General features: G+C 45.6%; 22 protein-coding genes. 7 read left to right on the forward strand and 15 right to left on the reverse strand.

Going from position 1 to position 21852, the window contains the following annotated elements; genetic code table 11:
- The first annotated feature begins 22 nt into the window (after positions 1–22).
- The 6 genes from C7460_RS21035 to C7460_RS21055 all read left to right on the forward strand — a co-directional run bounded on the left by C7460_RS21035 (position 23) and on the right by C7460_RS21055 (position 5831).
- Entirely contained in the window at positions 23–586 is a 564-nt protein-coding gene (locus tag C7460_RS21035; RefSeq protein WP_147303040.1) for a hypothetical protein, read from the forward strand.
- A gap of 55 nt (positions 587–641) precedes the next feature.
- Positions 642–2969 (forward strand): alpha-L-rhamnosidase-related protein, encoded by a 2328-nt coding sequence (locus tag C7460_RS21040; RefSeq protein WP_115870117.1) that lies wholly within the window; start codon positions 642–644, stop codon positions 2967–2969.
- A gap of 52 nt (positions 2970–3021) precedes the next feature.
- Entirely contained in the window at positions 3022–3894 is an 873-nt protein-coding gene (locus C7460_RS21045; protein WP_115870118.1) for a DMT family transporter, read from the forward strand.
- A 123-nt stretch (positions 3895–4017) separates the two neighbouring features.
- Positions 4018–4191 carry a hypothetical protein gene (locus C7460_RS23900; protein WP_170148126.1) on the forward strand — a complete coding sequence of 58 codons (174 nt, stop codon included), beginning with the start codon at positions 4018–4020 and terminating at the stop codon, positions 4189–4191.
- Between the two features lie 106 nt (positions 4192–4297).
- Positions 4298–5545, forward strand: a complete 1248-nt coding sequence (locus C7460_RS21050) for a tetratricopeptide repeat protein (RefSeq protein ID WP_115870119.1) — start codon at positions 4298–4300, stop codon at positions 5543–5545.
- Positions 5546–5684: 139 nt separating this feature from the next.
- On the forward strand, positions 5685–5831 hold the full coding sequence (locus tag C7460_RS21055; protein WP_115870120.1) for a lmo0937 family membrane protein: 147 nt from the start codon (positions 5685–5687) through the stop codon (positions 5829–5831).
- A gap of 42 nt (positions 5832–5873) precedes the next feature.
- On the opposite strand, the gene C7460_RS21060 is transcribed toward C7460_RS21055, so the two are convergent.
- The 5 genes from C7460_RS21060 to leuC form a co-directional block, all read right to left on the reverse strand.
- Entirely contained in the window at positions 5874–6539 is a 666-nt protein-coding gene (locus C7460_RS21060) for a DUF2461 domain-containing protein (RefSeq protein WP_115870121.1), read from the reverse strand.
- 99 nt (positions 6540–6638) lie between these two features.
- On the reverse strand, positions 6639–8159 hold the full coding sequence (locus tag C7460_RS21065) for a 2-isopropylmalate synthase (protein WP_115870122.1): 1521 nt from the start codon (positions 8157–8159) through the stop codon (positions 6639–6641).
- 12 nt (positions 8160–8171) lie between these two features.
- On the reverse strand, positions 8172–9269 hold the full coding sequence (gene leuB / locus C7460_RS21070; RefSeq protein WP_115870123.1) for a 3-isopropylmalate dehydrogenase: 1098 nt from the start codon (positions 9267–9269) through the stop codon (positions 8172–8174).
- A gap of 5 nt (positions 9270–9274) precedes the next feature.
- Positions 9275–9865 carry a 3-isopropylmalate dehydratase small subunit gene (gene leuD, locus C7460_RS21075; RefSeq protein WP_115870124.1) on the reverse strand — a complete coding sequence of 197 codons (591 nt, stop codon included), beginning with the start codon at positions 9863–9865 and terminating at the stop codon, positions 9275–9277.
- Complete coding sequence (leuC, locus tag C7460_RS21080; RefSeq protein WP_115870125.1) at positions 9866–11260, reverse strand: 3-isopropylmalate dehydratase large subunit; 1395 nt, start codon at positions 11258–11260, stop codon at positions 9866–9868. It abuts the gene before it with no gap.
- A gap of 148 nt (positions 11261–11408) precedes the next feature.
- On the opposite strand from leuC, the gene C7460_RS21085 reads away from it, so the two are divergent.
- The gene (locus C7460_RS21085) at positions 11409–12953 is read left to right on the forward strand and encodes a hypothetical protein (protein ID WP_115870126.1); all 1545 of its coding nucleotides are present in this window, start codon (positions 11409–11411) and stop codon (positions 12951–12953) included.
- Here the strand turns inward: C7460_RS21085 and C7460_RS21090 are convergent.
- The 10 genes from C7460_RS21090 to C7460_RS21135 all read right to left on the reverse strand — a co-directional run bounded on the left by C7460_RS21090 (position 12950) and on the right by C7460_RS21135 (position 21827).
- Positions 12950–13174 carry a DUF4926 domain-containing protein gene (locus tag C7460_RS21090; RefSeq protein WP_115870127.1) on the reverse strand — a complete coding sequence of 75 codons (225 nt, stop codon included), beginning with the start codon at positions 13172–13174 and terminating at the stop codon, positions 12950–12952. The genes C7460_RS21085 and C7460_RS21090 overlap by 4 nt on opposite strands.
- A 38-nt stretch (positions 13175–13212) precedes the next feature.
- Positions 13213–14274, reverse strand: coding sequence for a VOC family protein (locus C7460_RS21095; protein WP_115870128.1), 1062 nt, complete (start codon positions 14272–14274; stop codon positions 13213–13215).
- A gap of 92 nt (positions 14275–14366) precedes the next feature.
- A complete protein-coding gene (locus tag C7460_RS21100; protein WP_115870129.1) occupies positions 14367–14780 on the reverse strand; it encodes a PIN domain-containing protein in 414 nt (137 codons plus the stop codon).
- A complete protein-coding gene (locus C7460_RS21105) occupies positions 14777–14998 on the reverse strand; it encodes a hypothetical protein (RefSeq protein WP_115870130.1) in 222 nt (73 codons plus the stop codon). Before C7460_RS21105 ends, C7460_RS21100 begins: the two co-directional genes overlap by 4 nt.
- A gap of 47 nt (positions 14999–15045) precedes the next feature.
- Positions 15046–17070 carry an excinuclease ABC subunit UvrB gene (gene uvrB, locus C7460_RS21110; protein WP_115870131.1) on the reverse strand — a complete coding sequence of 675 codons (2025 nt, stop codon included), beginning with the start codon at positions 17068–17070 and terminating at the stop codon, positions 15046–15048.
- A 1-nt stretch (position 17071) separates the two neighbouring features.
- On the reverse strand, positions 17072–17818 hold the full coding sequence (locus C7460_RS21115; protein WP_115870132.1) for a shikimate dehydrogenase family protein: 747 nt from the start codon (positions 17816–17818) through the stop codon (positions 17072–17074).
- Positions 17819–17842: 24 nt separating this feature from the next.
- Positions 17843–18721 (reverse strand): DUF368 domain-containing protein, encoded by an 879-nt coding sequence (locus C7460_RS21120; protein WP_221409599.1) that lies wholly within the window; start codon positions 18719–18721, stop codon positions 17843–17845.
- Positions 18722–18771: 50 nt separating this feature from the next.
- Positions 18772–19536, reverse strand: coding sequence for a phosphosulfolactate synthase (locus C7460_RS21125; RefSeq protein ID WP_115870133.1), 765 nt, complete (start codon positions 19534–19536; stop codon positions 18772–18774).
- 70 nt (positions 19537–19606) lie between these two features.
- Positions 19607–21010: a tetratricopeptide repeat protein gene (locus C7460_RS21130; RefSeq protein WP_115870134.1), complete on the reverse strand. Its 1404-nt coding sequence runs from the start codon at positions 21008–21010 to the stop codon at positions 19607–19609.
- A gap of 103 nt (positions 21011–21113) precedes the next feature.
- The gene (locus C7460_RS21135; RefSeq protein ID WP_115870135.1) at positions 21114–21827 is read right to left on the reverse strand and encodes a tyrosine-protein phosphatase; all 714 of its coding nucleotides are present in this window, start codon (positions 21825–21827) and stop codon (positions 21114–21116) included.
- Positions 21828–21852: the final 25 nt, after the last annotated feature.

Consider the following 21852-nt stretch of genomic DNA (forward strand, 5'->3'; position numbering starts at 1 on the left):
TATTAAACTTTTCCAACCGTCAATGAAGTACACGACAATATTCATGTTGCTCTGGATGTGCCATTCACTCTGTGGCCAGACCTTTGATGCCAACAGCAAAGTGACGGGCACCCTCAAAACTACTGAAGGCAAATATGAAGGGCTAGTGGACATAAACCTCAAACTAAATCAGGTGCTTTGGTCCAGGGATAACTCCTCTAAAATTTTTGGTGCTCGCCAGATCAAAGAAGCAAAGCTCCAGTTTCCCGATGGCTCTCAAAAAATTTATGTAGGGCATGAACTGGGCAATGACCACTATCTCTTTGAGGCCCTGGCCTACGGCAAAACGATTGTGCTTTTTAAAGAAGGCTTGACAAAAGATCAGGTCACAGGAGCACTTTACCCTCCATTCTTTACCATAGAGAAGAACAAACTCAAACCTCTGGAACGTAAAAAAGACATCCTGGAGGTTTTTGGAGGGGACTCCAAATGGATGCACCAATTTATCAAAAACCGCAACCTGGACCTGGCCAGCAAATCTGATATCGAAAAGGCATTCGATTATTACAACGGCACGTTTGAAGCCACCAATCCTACTTCACCATAAGCTCCATTGGCATACATTCTATATCTTCGTTTTCAGGTATAAAGTATAGAGAAGTATGAAATGGATAGTATTTGCGCTGCTGGCAGGGCTAGTGGCATGCAACAGTGCGCCCAAAGGTCCCAAAACCCTCAGTCAGACATTGGCAGACCTTCCGTCAGTTACCGGTAAAAGTGATTACCTCTCTTCACCGTATGTAGCCGCTGGCGACCGGCTCTACGTAGTAGGGCATCAGGATGGTACTTTCCCAGATTTGGGGTGGCACGTAACCGGAGAAATGGGCGGCATTTGGAATCACCCCATAAAACTACTTGACGGTTTTGCGCTGAGTATTACTCAAGACTCTACTTACTGCCTGCCTCCGGCGCTGCAGTTTATCAATTACCCCTTGGCCAACCAGCATATTTACCAGCTCCCTGATTTTGAAGTAGTGCGGACACAGTTTGTTCCAGACAGCCTTGAAGGAGTCGTAGTAGAATACCTGTTCAGGAAAATAAAAACTTCACAAAAGCTGAATGTTTCGTTCACTGCCCTGATAGACCTCAGGCCAGTTTGGCTAGCCGACAGCCTCAACATACAGGACGGTGCCGATCAGGTGTCATTCGACATTGCAAATGGGCTACTGGCCAAAGACAGCCTAAACCCCTGGTATGTAGCCGTAAAAAGCAGCGTAGAATCAGCGCCACGTTCAGTCACAGCCTGCGCCAACTCTAGACGAGGAAAAGGCGTAGACGCCTCGTTAAACTCAACCTTAATGCTGAATGAGGGCAAGGAAACAGTCATCACCTATTACATCGGAGGTTCTTATCAATCAGAAGATGCAGCACACGAAACGCTCAACCACCTAAGCACGCAAAGCATAGCCCTTCTGACCAAAAAGAAAGCCAAATATGAAAAGCTTACGCAAACTGCAAAGCTAAGCGTACCTGACGAGCGTATCGAGCAGATGTACCGGTGGACCAAGTATAACACTGACTGGCTGATGCGCGATGTGCCAGAAATCGGCCGAGGACTTTCTGCAGGGATTCCAGACTACCCGTGGTGGTTTGGCACCGACAACACATACGCCCTTCAAGGCCTGCTCGCTACCGGTCAGCATCAAGAGGTGAAAAACACCCTACAACTAATCATAGAGCTTTCAGGAAGGGTTAACGACAATGGAAAAATCATGCACGAGGCAAGTACCAATGGTGTGGTTTTTAACCCGGGCAACCTCAACACTACCCCTTATTTCATTCATCTTTTATGGAAATATTACTTGTGGACAGGAGACTTGGCGTTTCTACAAAAACACTACCAGCTCGTAAAAGACGGACTACTTTGGGTCGAATCACAAGACAAAGATGGGAATGGGTTTCCTGATGGTGCGGGTATGATGGAAATACACGGACTGCACTCTGAGATGATCGACGTAGTAGCCTACACGCAAGCCGCCTATGCTGCGGCCAGCAATATGGCCGAATTGTTTGGCGAACCAAAACTTGCCGCTCAATACGCTGCGAAGGCTACTCTGCTAAAAGAAGAAATCAACACCACCTGGTGGGTAGCTGATGCCAATTCATTCGCAGACTTCAGAGCTACCCGAGCCCAAGCCATCAAACTGATAGATGACGCAATCGTACGTGCTGATACGATTAATAAGCCCTGGGCCATCGCTGAGCTGCAACGCACCCAAGACCGTGTAGCACGCCTCCGCGACAATAGAACGCGCGGGTTTGTGGTGCATCACAACTGGGTAGTAAACACCCCTATGGAAATAGGAATAGCAGATCCTGAGAAAGCCAAAGCAGCCCTGGTCACCGCTAGAAACTACACCAATAAATTTGGCATGTATGTAACTGGCATAGATCGTGACGAAAACCAGGAACAATCGTCCAAATGGAAGGCCTTTAGCTATGTGGGGGCGGTTATGACTTTACCTACCGGTGTACAAGCAATAGCCGAAGCACGCTATGGGCGGCCTGAGCACTCACTCGCATACCTAAAGATGCTTGCGAATGGATTTAGCTATGCGCTCCCCGGGTCTATGTATGAAGTAAGTCCGGATTATGGCATGATCGCTCAGGCATGGAATAGCTACGCGGTAGCCACACCTATTATTGAACATCTTTTTGGTATCGAACCAAACGCTGGCGAAAAGCGCATTACCATCACTCCAAACTTCCCACCAGCATGGCAGCAAGCGAGCATAGCCAATGTAAAAATTGGTGACAACAGCCTCACGATAGAAAAAAATGGCAGTCAATTAAGCATCAAACAAACGCTTCCGGATTGGACCATTACAGTGAAAACCCACAATGGACAAGCCACGCTTAGCACTGACAAAATAGCAAACAAGAAAAACCAGGTGAGCTTTAGTGGCACCGAAAAGATTGTCCACCTATGAGTAATTTGAAAAATATACGGCGTATGGAGGTAAGCACTACCTTTGCACGCTTATGAACACCCAACTCTCCCATTTTCTTCAGCTAGGCCTGGCCATTGTAGTGATGTCAAGTTCAGGCACACTGGGCCGCTATATCGATATGTCTCCGCCTGTTACCATTTGGGTTCGGTGCGTGATAGGGGCTGTGGCATTATATGCCGTGCTCAAGGTATTTGGAATAGATACCAGCCCTGGATCTAGGAGAAATTATGGGTCGTTGATCCTTAGTGCACTCTTACTGGGAGCTCATTGGGTTACTTATTTCTTTGCTCTGCAATACTCCAATGTAGCTATCGGAATGCTCGCTCTATTCACGTATCCTGTGATGACTGCACTCTTAGAGCCAATTATACTAAAAACCCCGTTTCAAAAACTGAGCATAGTACTGGCCATCGTAGCTTTTGCAGGTGTAGCCATGCTTGTCCCTGAACTTACCTTCGAAAACAACTTTACCTTCGGTATCACCCTGGGAGTCCTCTCTGCACTGTTTTACTCGCTCAGAAACATTATGCTCAAGAAAAAAGTAAGTGGCCAGAGTGGAATCACCCTAATGTTTTATCAGCTGTTGGTTATCTCATTGGTATTGTGGCCAGTGCTCTTTCTGGAAGAGAGTTCTTTCATGACAAGCTTTCAAGCCAATTGGCAGGGAATACTCATTCTTGGATTGTTTACAACTGCTACTGGTCATACGCTATTCGTACTGAGTTTTAAAAATTTTTCTATCAGCACCGTTAGCATTATCAGTTCATTAACGCCTTTGATAGGAATTTTTCTAGGCTATATCTTCCTGAACGAGGTGCCCGCGGGCAAAACACTTTTTGGCGGATTCTTGATTTTCATCACAGTAATAGCCGAGAGTATCCACTCTGTCCGTAGCAGCAAATAACTCCCTCACCATTTCTTTCTTCAGGTAGAACCAACGATTCTCCCTGATTATCAGTACGATACAGTAAATTAGCTACTTATTAAGTATATTACCGGTATGTTTCAATAAAAATTATGTATACCGATGAAAAATTTATTTAAAACACTCACTTTCGTTTTCGTTGTTTCACTTATAGCTCCGGCATGTGCTCCTGATGATGATTTTAACGACATGGTAGTAGCGTCTGAGCTTGATCAGTCAACCACAGCGTCTACTAATGACAAAGAAGAAGAACAAGAGAAACCAGGCGGAAATTAATCCCGTTCACACGTGTATTTCGTCTAAAACTGTGAAAAAGACGAGCTTAAAAGCTCGTCTTTTTCTATATTAGCGAATAACGTTAACCTGTTCACTTATAATTTTCGTGCAAAAGCTCATCCCCATACTTGCCTTTTTGCTAGTTGCGCCTTTTACAGCAATTAGTTCCAATGCCATCGAGGCATTGCATGAGGAAGCTTATGGGCTACTGGATGATGCCCCCGACCGGGCCATGCAACTAGCCGATGAAGCTTTGAGACTGGCAGAGCGAGCCAATGACAACTACCTTCAAGGACAGTCCCTATTTATCAAAGCCTACCTCTACCGGCAAAAGGACGACATGGGCAAGGCTTTTGTAATCAACCTCGAAGCCCTGGAAGTATTTAAGCGCTCATCCGAACCTAAAGCACTTGAAAGCCGAGTAAAGGTGCTACTCAATACCGGCGAAATCCTTAAAAAGCATCACGTATATGCGCAAGCGATTAAATACTACAACGAAGGGATTGCACTTGCCAAAAACGAGGATTGGAAAAGACGACTGGTTAAACTTCACTACAATAAGGCAAGCGCATTGCATGATTTTGGCAACTTAGAAGAAGCGCTCGAAGAAGTGGATATTGCCAAAGGCATTGCCGAAGAGCTAAATGACGAACTGCGGATCATCCGGTGCTTAAACCAACGAGGGCTTATTCTCAAGGACATGAAAGCATACGATGCTGCCAGAACGTCCTTTCAGGAAATCATTAACTATCCATTCAGCGAAATTTCGGGAGACGTACACATAGGGCGTGCCTGGCACAATATCGGGGTGACTTACTCTGATGAGGGCAGGCTATCGGGAGCTCGTCTGGCGTATGAAGAAGCCCTACCCTGGCGCACAGATGACCGGTCATTATTTTTGACATATGCTGATTTATCAAGGGTCTATATGGACCTCAAGCTTACTGCCAGAGCCCAGGAAACAGCCGCACTTGCCCTTCCGCTCTACGAAAAACAAACACTGCTACCCGAGAACTATGAGTTCTTCAATACCTACTCTCAAATTGCCTTCCTTACTGGAGACATGGCAGGTAGCCATGAGTACTCACAACGATACATTGCTGAAAACCGGAAGTTTCTGATGCTTCAGGAAGAGATCCTTCAAGTGAAAGATCAGTACAAGATGGAAGTGCTGGCCGCCGGGTTCTTTACCGAACAACAAGCCAACAAAACCAGAAGCCAGCTTCAAAACTACCTTTGGTTGAGCGTCTTATTTTTCACATTGATTATCATCTTTGGCAAGATCAAACAGCGGCTCAATCGCTATCAGCTCAAAAAGCAAATCCTTAAAATTCACGAAGATAGTTCTGTATAGCGCTATCATTTCGAAAATCAATTTCTAAAATAGGGAATCCATCCTACCTCAACAGGGCCGAAAAATACCATTTCAAGCCAATTTATCAGTTTGGTAAGCCTTTTGGTAATAAAAGAGCCGAACCAAACAACACTACACTATGAGATCCTTACTTTATCTAGTTGCAATTATTTTGGTGATTGGATGGCTTCTTGGATTTTTTGTCTATAGCCTGGGTCACCTCATTCATATTTTGCTCGTGATCGCCGTAATCGCCCTCATCCTCGGCGTAATCAAAAGAGCTTAGCTAAAAGGCCACCTCACATTTTGCGAGGTGGCCTTTTACTTGTTACTCGTCGTAAAGCGATTCTCCATTAAGGTCAGTAGTGAGTATTTCACTCATGTAATCAAAAAATGGTCGCATTCCCTTAAACGTCTCATCCACAATCTGTGGAAACGTCTCCGACAACACTTCTCCATCTGTAAGTGGCCTGCGAACGATAAACTGCTTGTAGCGCAACAGATCAATTGCCGGGTCCGATACTTCAAATCCTTTGGGAGCTGTTTTTAACTGCTCTCCCTGAAGGCCACCAAACAGCTGTTGAAAGTCTGGAGCAGAAACGATCGACCTGAGCTCTTCTGGCTCTTGTTGTATTTGTTTTCGGATGTGGAGAAGATCCTGAGCATTAGGCCCAAAAAAACCTCCTGCTATATAACTTCCTCCTGGCTGCACCTGATAGTAATATCCACCCCGTCGGTAATGTCCTGCCCTCCGAAAGCTACCGGCTAAATGTCGCTTGTAAGGAGTCTTGTCTTTCGAAAACCGGACATCTCTATAGATCCTGTAGACTTTATCTTTTTCTATTTCATCGTGCTGTGCGAGCAGCGCTTTTATATCAGCGTGTTGGGCAGCAAAAACGTCTTTCACCTCTGCAAATCTTTGCTTTTGGGTGTCAAACCAGTCCCGGTTATTGTTGGCCGCCAGAGCGTTTAAAAAATCAATTACTTCTTGCATAGCTTAGCATGGTATGTTTTCCTTTCAGCAAACTGTAGATAAAAGAAAAGCTGCTCAAATCTTGGGCAGCTTTTTCAATCTATCATAATTCTACTACTACTATGCACTCACTTTGATTGCTTTGTTTTTCACAGAAGCAATCTTATTGATGGCATCCACATAGGCTTTCACCGAAGCGATGATGATGTCCTGATGCACACCAAATCCCATGTAGTGCTGGTCCTGATATTTTACTCTCAGGTGCACTTTGCCATCGTCATTTCTATTGCCCATGGACTGTACCAAAAACTCGTCCATGTCAAAAGTCTCTCCCAACATCTCATCCACTGCTCTAAACGCAGCATCTATACTGCCAGTACCGGTAGCCGAAGCATGTACCAGCTCATTGTTTACCTCTAGCTCCACTGTAGCTGATGGAAACACCGACTCACCACAGATAATCTGTACGTTTTTCAGTTTGACACCTCCTTCAGGAAGTGCTCCCTCTACCAGCACGATCAAGTCTTCGTCGGTCACATCTTTCTTCTCATCAGCCATTTTCAGAAACTCCTGATAGACCTCTTCTACACGAGCTTCTTCCAGTTCATACCCCAATCGGTCGAGGTGATATTTCAGTGCTGCTTTACCACTACGAGCTGTCAAGATGATGGAAGACTGAGGAATCCCTACATCTTCCGGATCAAGGATTTCGTAATTTTCTCTGTGCTTGATCACCCCATCCTGATGAATTCCTGAAGAGTGTGCAAATGCGTTTCTACCTACGATCGCCTTGTTGGGCTGCACCGGCATACGCATCATTTTGCTCACCAAAAGGCTCAATGCATAGATGTGCTGGCTCTTGATGTTGGTATGCAGATCTACGTCTTTGTGCGTCTTCATGATCATCGCCACTTCTTCCAGAGAAGTATTTCCGGCGCGTTCTCCTATTCCATTGATGGTAACCTCTACCTGCCGCGCTCCATTGAGCACACCAGCCATAGTATTGGCAGTGGCCAAACCAAGATCGTTATGGCAATGACATGAGATGATGGCATTGTCGATGCCTTTTACGTTTTCTTTCAAAAACTTAATTTTCTCACCATACTCTTCTGGAAGGCAATACCCGGTAGTATCCGGAATGTTTACCACAGTAGCACCAGCAGCAATAACAGCCTCTACCATGCGTGCCAGGTACTCATTTTCGGTCCTGCCGGCATCTTCACAATAAAACTCTACATCCTCCACATACTTTTTGGCATACTTAGTAGCTGCCACAGCACGTTCGAGGATTCGCTCGCGATCACTTTTAAACTTGTACTTGATGTGGTAATCAGACGAACCGATTCCGGTATGGATTCTTTTGCGCTTAGCGTATTTCAGTGCATCAGCGGCAAAGTCGATATCTTTTTCTACTGAGCGTGTAAGCGCGCAGATTATCGGATCATTTACAGCTTTCGATATTTCGATTACTGAGTTGAAATCCATGGGGCTGGAAATGGGAAAACCAGCCTCTATTACGTCTACACCCAGTGTCTCCAGCTCTTTAGCAATCTCTATCTTCTCTGGGGTGGACAACTGACAGCCAGGGACCTGCTCCCCATCTCTCAGTGTAGTATCGAATACATATACCTTATCACTCATGGTTGCTCCTCTTTATTGTACAGAGACCGCTTGCTTGATGTGTGCGACGACTCGCTTACCCATCTCATCGGTGCTCAAAATTTTATCTTTAGGTGTTTGTTGTTCGGCAATATCTGTGGTGCGGTAGCCCTCTTTGAGCACGGCATCCACTGCATCTATCACTGCTTTGCTTTCCTCTTGCATACCAAATGATATATCCAAAAGCAGTGCAGTAGATAGGATAGTAGCTAAAGGATTGGCGATGTTTTGTCCAGCGATATCTGGCGCCGAGCCATGGATAGGCTCGAATATCCCCACACTGTCACCTACAGAAGCAGACGCCAGCATACCCAGTGATCCGGCTATCTGTGATGCCTCGTCGGTAAGGATATCTCCAAACATGTTTCCTGTAACCACTACATCAAACTGCTTAGGATCTTTGATCAGCTGCATCGATGCATTGTCTATAAACATGTGTACCAGCTCTACTTCAGGGTAATTCTTGGCCACCTCATTTACGGTTTCTCTCCATAGGCGAGAAGACTCCAGTACGTTGGCTTTGTCCACAGAGTGTACAATCTTACGACGGGTCATGGCAGCCTCAAATGCCTTCTCGGCAATACGACGAACTTCCATCTTAGAGTAGCGCATGGTATCTATGGCTACTTCACCATTTTCCTGACGCTCCCTTGGCTCTCCAAAGTAAATTCCTCCTGTAAGCTCGCGGAAAAACAAAATATCAGAGCCTTTCAATATTTCCGACTTGATACTCGACGCATGTGCGAGCTCATCAAATATTTTAATCGGGCGTATGTTGGTATAAAGCCCTAATGATTTTCTGATTTTTAGCAAGCCTTGCTCGGGGCGCACTTGCTTGGATGGGTCATTATCGTACATTGGGTGTCCTACGGCACCAAGCAGGATCGCATCCGCCTGCTTACACGCATCCAATGTTTTGTCTGGCAGTGGCTCTCCAGTAGCCTCTATAGCTGCATGCCCTATCAGTTCGTTTTGGAAAGAGAAGGTATGGCCGAAAATTTCAGCGATATTCTTTAAAACATCATTACCCCATGCTGTCACTTCCGGGCCAATACCGTCTCCTCCTAGAATTACTATATTTTTATTTGCCATTGTTCTTAAAAAGTCACTCGTTTTGCTTCAAAAGCTTCTATTTCTTCTTTTCCGCTAAGGATGTAATCAATGTCGTCGTACCCCTTGATGAGGCACATTTTTTTATAGGCATTGATCTCAAACTGCTCACTATTACCCGTCTGCTCATTGATGATCTGCTCAGCTTCCAGGTCCACAGTGATCTTAGCCTTAGGATCTTGCTCTATAGTCTTAAAAAGTTCTTGTAAAAACTCATCAGTAACCTGTACTGGCAGCAAGCCATTGTTCAAAGAATTCCCTTTGAAGATGTCTGCAAAAAAGCTGCTTACGACTACTGCAAACCCGTAATCTTTGATCGCCCATGCCGCGTGCTCACGACTACTTCCACAGCCAAAATTCTTTCCCGCTACCAGGATTTCGCCGGTGTAAGTGTCGTCATTCAGCACAAAATCTGCTTTGGGCTGATCCGCATTGTCATAGCGCCAGTCCCGAAACAAGTTGTCTCCAAACCCCTCACGAGTAGTGGCTTTTAGAAATCTCGCAGGTATGATCTGATCAGTATCTATATTTTCGATTGGCAGTGGTACTGCCGTGGATGTCAGTTTTTTAAATCCCATCTATATCAATTCTCTAATGTCAGAAATCTCACCAGTCACAGCTGCAGCAGCAGCCATCAACGGACTCACCAGGAATGTTCTGGCGCCAGGTCCCTGACGTCCTTCAAAGTTTCTATTGGACGTACTTACGCAGTACTTGCCTGCAGGCACTTTATCTTCATTCATCCCCAGACATGCCGAGCAGCCTGGCTGACGCAGCTCAAATCCAGCTTCGGTAAACACCTTATCGAGCCCTTCTTCTTTGGCCTGAGCCTCTACTCCTTTAGAGCCGGGTACAATCCAAACAGTAACGCCATCTGCTTTTTTCTTGCCCTGAACAAAATCGGCAACAGCCCTCAAATCTTCGATTCGCGAATTGGTACAACTACCGATAAACACGTAATCGATTTTCTTACCTTTCAGCGGCTGCTGAGGATCCAATCCCATATAATCGAGCGCCTTTACCATGTCCTTTGCAGTGCCATTTACAGCCACTTCAGGAATGGTTTGAGACACGCCCATACCCATACCAGGGTTGGTACCATAAGTGATCCATGGCTCTATGTCTTCAGCCTGAAACACCTCCACACGATCATAAGATGCATCCGGATCACTAGGAAGGGTTTTCCAGTAAGCTACTGCCTGATCCCACGCCTCACCCTTCGGTGCAAACTCACGACCTTTTAGGTATTCAAAAGTGGTTTCGTCTGGAGCTATCATACCACCTCTTGCGCCCATCTCTATACTCATGTTGCAAATGGTCATGCGAGCCTCCATAGATAGAGACTTGATAGCCGTACCAGCAAACTCCACAAAATAACCGGTACCGCCTGCTGCGGACAGCTGCGATATCACATACAGGATGATGTCCTTGGCCGTGACTCCTTTGGCCAGCGTGCCGTTTACCTCTATGCGCATGGTTTTAGGACGGTACTGTAGCAAACACTGAGTAGCCAATACCTGCTCCACCTGAGAAGTGCCTATACCAAAAGCGATGCTTCCGAAAGCCCCGTGCGTAGACGTATGGCTATCTCCACAAACCATGGTCATTCCAGGCTGGGTAAGCCCCAAATCAGGGCCTATAACATGAACAATTCCTTGTTTTTCATGCCCCAAGTCGTAGAGCTCCACTCCAAATTCTTCGCAGTTTTCACGAAGCTTCTGTACCTGAAACCTTGAAAGAGGCTCCTGTATGGGTAAGTGCTGATTGAGTGTGGGCACATTGTGATCTGCTGTGGCTGTGGTTTGCTCCGGTCTGAGCACGGGTAGGCCACGTCTACGCAGACCATCAAAGGCCTGAGGTGATGTTACCTCGTGTATATAATGTCTGTCTATGTAAAGAACCTCGGGGTATTCTGGCTTCTTCGATACCACGTGAGATTCCCAAACTTTTTCAAAAAGTGTCTTTCCTGCCATCTACTCTTCCTAAGAATTTAAATTCAAATTCTAAAGTAGAAGGGAAGCAGTGAAGGATAAAATCAAATAAAAATGTAATTACGACTTCTAATGGAATGTTTTCGTCAAAATGACGTTATTTTAGCAAGTAAAGGATTTTTTAATTACTATGCCTAAAGAGCGATCAGATCATTTGTTTACCCTCATCAAGTCACTCAGAAAGAGTGAAAAGCGCTATTTCAAAGTGAAAAACAAAGCACAGCCCAACGAGGATACAAAGTACCTGCTGCTATTTGATGCTTTGGATAAAATGGAGGATTTTAACGAAGAACTGGTCATCAAAAAAAATGACTGGATCAATCCAAGACAGTTTAGCAACCTGAAGGCTCACTTGTACAAAAAAGTACTGCAGAGCCTCAAAGAATATACCGCCTCCTCCAATGACGAAGTACATATACGGGAGCAAATAGATTACATCCAAATCCTCTTTGACAGAAGCCTGTACCAGCAAAGTATGCAACTGCTCCAAAAGGTAAAAAAGGCTATCAAAAAGAGTGAAAACCTGGAACTACAACTAGAGGTGCTCAAATGGGAAAAAAACCTACTCCCCTACTCGCTAAGTAAAAATCATCTGGACACTGTCCGAAAAATCGTATCTGAAGCCAACACCATCAATGAACGTATCTCCAGAGTAAATCAGCTGACCAACCTGACTGCAGAGCTCAACGCCATTTACGTGAAAACAGGCTATATCCGAAACAAGGAAGACCATGATCATATCCGGAATGTTTTCTTAAACCAGCTCCCCGAATGGAACGAAGATGAGTTTAGCTTCCGCGAAAAGCTCCTTTGGTATGACATCCAACTAAGCTACTATAGCTTTATCCAAAACTTTGAAGAAGTATATCGCTATGCGCGCAAGTGGGTAGACCTCTTCAGAGATACTCCAAACTCTGCATACTACCTGGAGATGTACATCAAAGCACTCAACCAACTGCTCAATGCTCAGGCGCGCCTATCTAAGTATACGGAGTTTCAAGACACACATAGAATACTGCGCAACCTGGCCAACCACAGGCTGATCCAACTCAACGAAAACCTACAAATCCGACTGTTTAAATACAGCTATGCGCATCAGTTCAATGGATATTTTATGGTGGGAGACTTCAAAAAAGGTGTGAGCCTCCTACAACGCATCGAAGAACGACTGGAAGGGTACATCGGTATGCTGGACAAGCACTCCGAGCTCGTGCTCTTTTACAAGATCGCTTGTTTGTATTTTGGCAATGAAAACTATAGAAAGGCTCTCAAATGGCTCAACAGAATCATCAACTCTGAAGATCAGGATATCCGCGAGGATGTACACTCTTTTGCTCGAATCATCAATCTGATTACGCACTACGAACTAGGCAATAGGGACGTAATCGATTACTACATCCGGTCTACTTACCGCTTTTTATTAAAGAAAGATGACCTCCATGCTTTTCAGCAATATATACTGGAATTCCTCAAAGGACTATCTAGAGAGATCACCAATGACGAGCTCATTGAGCGGTTTAAGCGCCTCCGTGAGCAGCTGATGGAGCTATCTGAAAGCAAATACGACAAACGGGCATTTGTCTACTTTGACATAATCTCCTGGCTGGAAAGCAAAATATACCATCGCCCTGTAGGGGATGTGATCAGAGAAAAAGCGCTGAAAAAAGTGAGCTAGCCAATTCGCCGAGCATGAGGAACTTCATCATCCAAAACAGGACGAACCTGAGTGGCAGAAACAGTTTCTACGGTGAGAGTAGTGCGGCCTAAAGTCATAAACTCTACTTCATAACCTTCATGATCACCATGTATATGTACCACAACGCCAATATCTCCGGATATAGGCTTATTCACTCCTATATCCTCTGTCAACACCACCTCATCGTATAATTTAATCATGACTGTAATGGATGCTTAGTTTAGTACTGTCGCGCCGACTAATCCTTGATCCTGCTGAAGCGCATGGCTTTGAGCATAAAATCAGGCAATGGCTTTAGCGGGTCGCGCTTTTCTACGTTGAGGAATATGCCTAGCTTCTCAATAATCGGAATTTTGTACACCTCGATCATTTCTATCAAAATACCATCGGGATCGTCTATGTAAGTACAATGCACCCTTGTAGTTCCTCCCATATCCAGGGTATCCTTGGTATCACAGGTAAACCCAAAGCCTTTGGCATCCAACTCCGCTCCAAGCGCTTGCATACCACGCACATCCAGGCCTATATGCACAAACCCAACATCTCCCCAAATTCGACCCTTCCAGATTTTCTTCGGTGTATAGTCTATCGCCTGAATCAGTTCGATGTAAGTATCTGCAGACACTTTGGCAAAACCACCTCCCGGAGGGTTTGATTGGGTGAGTCGGATACGTCTAAACTGCTTTTCGCCACCTTCCAGACTTTTATAATCTTCGAAAACACCCGTCTCATCATAGACCACCTTATCGTACCCAAGGATATCGGCGTACAGCTTCAGTGAATTGTCAATGTTGGAAACACCCACTACACATCCGTTAGGGCCACCAGTGATGTGCTTGCCTTTTGTATAAAAATTCTGCCCGGGAATGATCTGAAAGATCAATCCATTCGGATCCTCTGCATAAAACGTCTCTTCTCCATTCGGCATTTTTACCACCTCGGAAAGCAGCTTAGCTCCATTCGTCTTAAAATGCTCAAAGGCTTTGCGCACGTCCCTGGCCTTTATCTGATTGATGTAGATACCTATGTCTCCCAGCTCAATCTCGAACTGCACCTTTTTCGGTGTGAAACTGGTAGGGTTGACCACCTCCATGGCACAGCCACCCTGAAGGTTGAGGATCATGGTAGCCCGCTTGGTGATGGTTTCATTGTGCGTGTACACGTCCATCAATGGCGCAGGAGCCACACCATCGAATATAGGAATGTCCATCCCTATAAACTTGCGGTACCATTTCTGTGAAACTTCAGAGTCTAAAACCCCTACTCCGATATGCTGAATGCCGTTGATACGTTTGTACATGCGCTGAAAAATTTTGGCTAAAATAAACGAACCTGGAGATAGGGAGTAGTTTTGATATTAAGAATATCAGATCAAAAGAAGAGAGGTGAGTATTACTTTAAATTTTCTATGAATTCTTTTGGGGTCCTTACCGGCAAAACACCACCTTTAAAGTCGTCAATATTTCTAGAGATGATCACTTCGCAATTCGATTTTTCTGCGGTGAAGTGCTGAACCCCATCCTCAAAATCTTTAAAATTTGAATTTAAAGCTTCCCGAATAACATGTTCATCAACTCCGGCAACGTGAACAATTTCGATTAAAGAACTTATAAATTCCCGAGCCATCTTTCCGCCTACTTGTTTTGCCGATATATAATAAAGGTCGGTGACTGTGGTAGCTGAAATATAGGCTTCTATGACACCTTCAGAAATCAACCTAAACATCGACTCTGAGTCGAAATAATGTGGAATTCTTCGCAAGGCGATATCTAACACAATATTTGTATCAAGAAGCACCTTGATCATTTGTATTTATTTAACAAATAAGCTGATTTATCGTCAGTTACCTCTTCTTTAATAAAGCCGGTCCACTTTTCTAAAAACTTGTTCAAATCTCCCTTAACCCTACTCACACTTTTCACCTTCAACTCTACCTCCACATACTCATCCTCCAGGTGTAGATGCTCAGGCAATACAATAGTGCCCTCAGAAGTTACTTTAGTTTTGAATTTAAGTTTGCTCATAGAAAAAGATCCTCATTTAAAAATACAAAACAAAATAGACACCCATTTCATTTCCCCTTGAGCATCTTTTCTACTTCCTGAAGCTCATCTCTCAGCCTTGCAGCTTCCATAAAATCCAAATCCTTTGCAGCCTTCTCCATCTTTTTGCGGGTATCATCCGCAAGCTTCTTCAGCTGGTCTTTGGTCATGTAAGCCACCACTGGGTCGGCCGCCACGGATGCTTCCGTTTCTTCCTGACTGTAGTATTTCTTAGCCCCTTTCTTCTTATCCGCAGCAGACGTTTGGCCCAGGATCGCCTCACGGTTTTTGATAATGGTTTTAGGCACAATGCCGTGCTCTTCATTATATGCTTGCTGGATACTCCTCCGGCGATTGGTCTCATCGATGGACTTCTGCATGGAGTCGGTCACCCGATCTGCGTACATCACCACCATGCCATTTTCGTTACGCGCGGCACGCCCTATAGTCTGCACCAGCGAGCGTTCGTTACGCAAGAAGCCTTCTTTGTCTGCATCGATAATGGCTACCAATGATACCTCGGGAAGGTCCAGCCCCTCACGAAGCAGGTTGACCCCCACCAGCACATCAAATACCCCTAGCCTCAGCTCTCGTAGTATCTCCACCCGATCCAGCGTATCTACCTCCGAGTGAATGTAGCGCGTCTTCACCCCCGCATTTTCTAAATATTTGGTAAGCTCCTCTGCCATACGCTTGGTGAGGGTGGTACACAGCACGCGCTCTTCTCGCTCCACACGCAGCTGAATTTCTTCCATGAGGTCATCTATCTGGTTGACACTCGGTCGCACTTCGATGATGGGGTCTAGCAGCCCGGTAGGACGAATCAGCTGCTCTACCACTACTCCTTCAGACTTCCGCAGCTCATATTCTCCCGGAGTAGCACTTACAAACACCACCTGGTTGAGCATTTCTTCAAATTCATTGAAAGTAAGCGGACGGTTGTCCAGTGCAGAAGGCAGCCTAAAGCCATAATCCACCAGGTTTACTTTACGGCTCCTATCTCCGCCCCACATGGCTCTCACCTGCGGGATGGTCACATGGCTTTCATCCACTACCATCAGGTAATCATCCGGAAAGTAGTCCAAAAGGCAGAATGGACGACCACCTGGCTCTCGGCGATCAAAGTACCGAGAGTAATTTTCCACTCCTGAGCAGTAGCCAATCTCGCGAATCATCTCCAGGTCAAATTCCGTGCGCTCCTTGAGGCGCTTGGCCTCCATAAAGCGGCGCTCCTCTTCAAAAAACTGAACCTGCGCCACCAGGTCATCCTGTATTTCTGTGATCGCTGTATTAAGTGTATCCTTTCCTGTCACAAAAAGATTTGCCGGAAAGATGGTGATAATTCGTTCCTCAGCGAGTTTCTCTCCCGTTTCAGGGTTGATGCGCTGTATGGTTTCTATTTCATCTCCCCAGAAAATAAAGCGATAGGCAAAATCAGCATAGGCGACAAAAACATCTACCGTATCGCCTTTGACACGAAAAGTACCTCGCTTAAACTCCGCCTCCGTACGGCTATAGAGTATATCCACCAGCTTAAATAAAAACTGATTTCGCGGAATCTCATCCCCTTCCTGTACCTTGACAACATTCTTTCCAAACTCCTCGGGATTGCCTATACCATAGATACATGACACAGATGCCACTACCAGCACATCTCGTCGCCCAGACAGCAATGCAGATGTCGCCGACAGTCGCAACTTCTCGATCTCATCATTGATGGACAGGTCCTTCTCTATGTACAGGTTGGTGGTGGGGATAAACGCTTCCGGCTGATAATAGTCATAGTAGGAGATGAAATACTCCACGGCGTTGTTAGGAAAAAAGCTTTTAAACTCTCCATAGAGCTGCGCCGCAAGGGTTTTGTTGTGACAAAGCACAAGTGTAGGCTTCTGCACCCGCTCGATCACATTGGCCATGGTAAAGGTCTTACCCGAGCCCGTCACTCCTAGCAGGGTTTGGGCTGGCTCCTCATTACCTATTCCTTCTACCAGTTGATTGATGGCTCCTGGCTGATCACCGGTAGGCTCGTATTCCGATACTATGTTAAATGACATGCTAAGAATTCCATATTTCCCAGGACTTATCGGCCTGTAAGTGGAGCATCTCCAGCCCGTTCTTTGTACGTGCTCCTCGCTGGCGCCCCTCTCGCATAAATGCCGTTTCCTCGGGGTTGTAAACGAGATCGTAGAGGTATTGTTCTGGGTGGATTACATCATATGGTAAATCCGGCTTGCCTTCTATGTTCGGGCTCATTCCTAGCGGAGTGGTATTGACGATCATTCCTGTTTTGGCCAGGTAGTCAGGGTTTTGTTTAATATCCTCATACGTGAGGTCTCCTTTGGCTCGCTGGCGCGAAACCACCATGTATTTGATCCCCAAATCCAAAAATACAGCCTCTACTGCCTTGGAGGCACCTCCACCCCCCAGTATCAATGCATCAGATACCAGTTCGGCACCCTGAAAATAATTCAGCACAGACTGCTTAAAACCATAGTAGTCGCTATTGTAACCTACCAGTTTATCCCCTTCTTTTTTGATCACATTGACTGCCTCCACTTTACGGGCACTGCTATCCAGGCGGTCTAGAAATCTGCGTACGTTTTCTTTGTGTGGCACGGTCACATTGAGGCCTACAAGGTTTGGATAGCGCTCCCAGAGTCCTGGAAAATCTTTAAGGTATTCCAACGCAAAAAGGTCATAACGGTGACTTTCAGAAAGTCCCATCTGTTTGAATTTTTCTGTGAAATACTTGTGTGAAAACGAATGGCTAAGTGGAAAGCCAATGAGTCCAAAGCGCTTCATGCTTAAAAAATTAAAGGTTGACAATCAAGACATCTTGCTGCCGAATCGCTCCAATGCTACTACGATCACTACTCCTGCTACAGCACAAATGATTGCGAAAGATAGTTGATTTGGCTGACCTGTGATAAGCTCAAACTGCTGAGGGGAGAGATTTACAAAACTATTTTCCTCTACTAGCTTCCATGGCCATATTTTATTGAGCGAGCCCAGCATAAATCCAGCCAGTATAGAAAGGGTAGCTACCTTTTGGTGGTGAAGCAACCAGTGGATGAGCTTAGAAAACGTCACAATTCCAATAGCACAGCCCAGAGCAAAGACCACAATCACTCCCAGGTCAAACGATTTGACAGCTCCCAGCACATACTCATACTTGCCTAGCAACAGCAAAATGAACGAACCGGATATACCGGGCAGGATCATGGCACAAATGGCAATGGCTCCAGATAAAAAAATAAACCACAAAGCGGTAGGTGTCTCAGCCGGAGCTAGTGAAGTGATGGTATATGCTATGACGACCCCTACCACCAAAAAGATATAAGCTCGCCAGTCACGCTGCCTGGGCAGCACATAAAACGCCGAGATCAAAATAAGCCCAAAGAAGAAAGACCACACCGGTATGGGGTGATTTTCGAGCAAAAAGGTGATGAGTTTGGCAAGTGAAAAAATGCTGATCAGCACCCCTGCAAATACATTAACCAAAAATGAGCCGTTGATATGGCGCCAGAGTGCGGCGATCTGAAAGCCTAGCAGCAGCTTCAACGCCGTAGCGTCTATGGACCTGATGGAGTCTATCAGCTCTTCGTAGATGCCCGTGATCAGTGCCATGGTACCACCAGACACTCCGGGAATCACGTCGGCACCGCCCATCGCCATGCCTTTGATGAGTAGCAATAATCTTTTCATGAGCGCATAAAAAAGCCACCGAATATCTGGTGGCTAATTGTTAAATACTTTTATACTTTATCTAGAAAGTAATCAAACGTGTCTCCACGCAGCCCTAGCCTGATGGTTTCCAGTGGGATCACCTCATTTGGAGCGATGTTCCCCAGGTTTACATTAGACCCGATGAGTTTGATAAACCACACCTGCTGTTCTTTCTGCGGAGCTTCCCAAAGGATTTTCTCTTCGGGGATTTTAGTGAGAATCTCTTCTACCAGTCCCTGACGTACTTCTCCAGAGTCTCTAAACAAGCCTACATTTCCAGACTCTCTGGCTTCACCGATCACTTTCCATGCTCCGGCATCCAGCTCTGTCTGCATCTGTTCGATCCACTTGTAGGGAGGGATGATCTTTTCGGCATCCTTAGACCCTACTTCGCTCAGCACCGTCACCTGCTTGGCTAGTGTAGAGATGTACTCACATTTCCTATCGTGATCCAACACAATAGATCCGTCAGACACCTCCGCATATTCGAGCCCAAACTCGTCCAGCACTTTCTGGTAATCAGAAAACTGATCACGCACAATAAAAGCCTCGAAAAGAGTGCCACCAAGATAAACCGGGATGCCCGCAGCCTTGTAGACAGCAAGTTTCTCTTTGAGGTTTTTGGTCACAAAAGAAGTAGCCCATCCGAGCTTCACTATATCGATATAGTCTCCTGAGATCTCCAGCATGTCCTCTACTTCACGGATGCTAAGTCCTTTATCCATGACCATGGTAAAACCAGTGGTACGAGGCTTTGTGGTACGCTCAGGTATTTGCTTTAAATGATAATTCATACAAAAAACTTTGACTCTGGCTGATTAAGAAGGCACAAAAATCACAAATTCTATGAAAAATGACCTAGAATCAACGATTGTTTTTCCTGTACTGCTCTATGATCTGGTACAGCGCTTTCTGAGTCTGTAACTTCGGAAAAAAATCAAATAGTCGAACATGGGCTTCAAAATCGAGCATTAGGCCCGTTTCCAGGCGATTTATAGCCATTTTGTATTTCCCACCTTCGATCAGATACACCACACTTTGATAGTACAGGTTGGCATTGTCTGGGCACTCCACCAGGCCATCTTCTATGATCTCCTGTGCCTGCTCAAAATCACCCTGCTCAAAATACACCATAGACCAGTCCAGCCAAATCTGCGCATTTTCGGGATCCATTTCGCTGGCTTCTGTGTAGGCATCTATCGCCGAGATGATGTTGCCCGTACGAAACTCAGCATCAGCTACAGCTTTCCAGTACACGCCATTTTCCACATCTAGCTTGAGGGCTTTATTCAAAAAATGAATGGCTTCATACCACTTTTCCTGTAGCGACAGACAGACCCCCATACCATACCACGCTTCGTGGTAGAGCTGATCCAGCTTGGTCGCTTTTTGGTAGTTTTTCACGGCCAGGTCATACTGCTGCAGCTTCTCATAGGCAGCCCCTATATGGCAATATGTTTCTGCAGTAGGCCCCTCTATGTCCATAGTTTTGGTATAGGCATTCAGCGCCTTGTCAAAACGCTCGAGGTTCATGTAGGCATTGCCCATATTGAAGTGAGCACTGCTGAAATCATCGTCTATAGCAACCGCAAACTCGTAAGCATCTACAGCTTTTTCGTATTTACCCAGCTTATTGTAGACGATGCCCAGGTTATACCAGGCATACTCCGAGTAGGGGTCCTGATCGATAAACTTATGGTAGTAGTCCAGGCTGCTCTCCAGCTCACCGGTTACATCCAGGCAGTAGGCCAGCTCATACAGTGCGTTTTCGTTGAGCATGTTGTGCTCTATGGCCTGCTTGTAGTTCTCTGCAGCCTGCTCATAGTTGCCCATACCCTGGTAGGCGAGCCCTATGCTGTAATACACCTCATCTTTATCTTCCGCAAAATCCAGCGTACGCTCATAAGACTCTATGGCCAGCTCGTACTGTGACATCAGCGAATGAATGGTACCTTTTTGTATAAGGATTTCCGGGTCATTAGGGTGAAAGTTGAGTGCATCCTCCAGCTTTTCGATAGCCTCGGCATGCCGCTCCAGCTTCACCAGCACATCAGCCATCTCCATGATCAGGTCTATGGAAAAAGAAAACTGCTCCAGACCTACCTCACATGCACGAAGTGCCTGAGGGTATTTTTCATGGTTTTGATAATAGTTGATGACCCTAAGGTAGGTCTCCTCATCAAAATAGTATGATTCTTTTTTCTTAAGGAATGCTTCAAACTTTCTTATCAACTCCCTCTCTTCCTTGCGCTTATACTCTTCTTGCATATAAAAAAGTTATATCTAGTGCTCGTTGTGGCTCTAACAATTTACTTGAAAATTCAGTGTGACAAATGCTAAATCCCTCAAAAGTTATCCACATGGGCCGTTTCTACCCTATGTGATCGTTTAAGAGATTGTTAGGTTTCACTTTCACTTGCAGTCCTTTTTTCAGCACTTCCAGTTGGCCAGGCTTATGAATATCAGAACCAACAAAGTCTACTAAAGATTCCCCGAAGAGTTTCTGAGCAATCGCCCTGGGCTGAGGCCCGTAGAGTCCCGCTAGTGAAGGAATGGAAACCTGCAGTTTTACGCCCTGCTCCCGAATCTGCCTCAGCCAGCCAAAATCTGACTGAAGGTATTCGTAACGTTCCGGGTGGGCCAGTATGGGTGTGTACCCTTGCGTTTTCATCGCAAACATCACTTCCTGAAAGATGAGCGGTTTACTGTAGAATCCTGTTTCTACCAATACATATCGGCCTTTACCAAAGCATAGCAGCTCTTCTTTGTTTTTGAGGCGCTCCATGAGCGTTTCATCTATAAAGTATTCGGCTGCAGCTTCCAGTTTCACAGGGATACCTTCGGCTTGAGCTGCTTCCTGCACGCGGGCAACGCCACTTTTGATCACTTCTGGTGTATTGGGATAATACTCTGCATAGATGTGCGGCGTGGTAATCACCCGTTCGTACCCCCAGGAGGCCAGCTTTCGCAGTATAGTGAGGGCCTCAGAGGTGGATTTTACCCCATCATCTATGCCCGGCACCAGATGGCTGTGAATGTCTGTAGTCGTATGTATTTTCTGCTTGTTGCTAAACCAGCTAAACATAGGATTCGTTAATCGAAGGCAAAGG

The sequence above is a fragment of the Marinoscillum furvescens DSM 4134 genome, assembly GCF_003386095.1.
Lineage (GTDB): Bacteria > Bacteroidota > Bacteroidia > Cytophagales > Cyclobacteriaceae > Marinoscillum > Marinoscillum furvescens.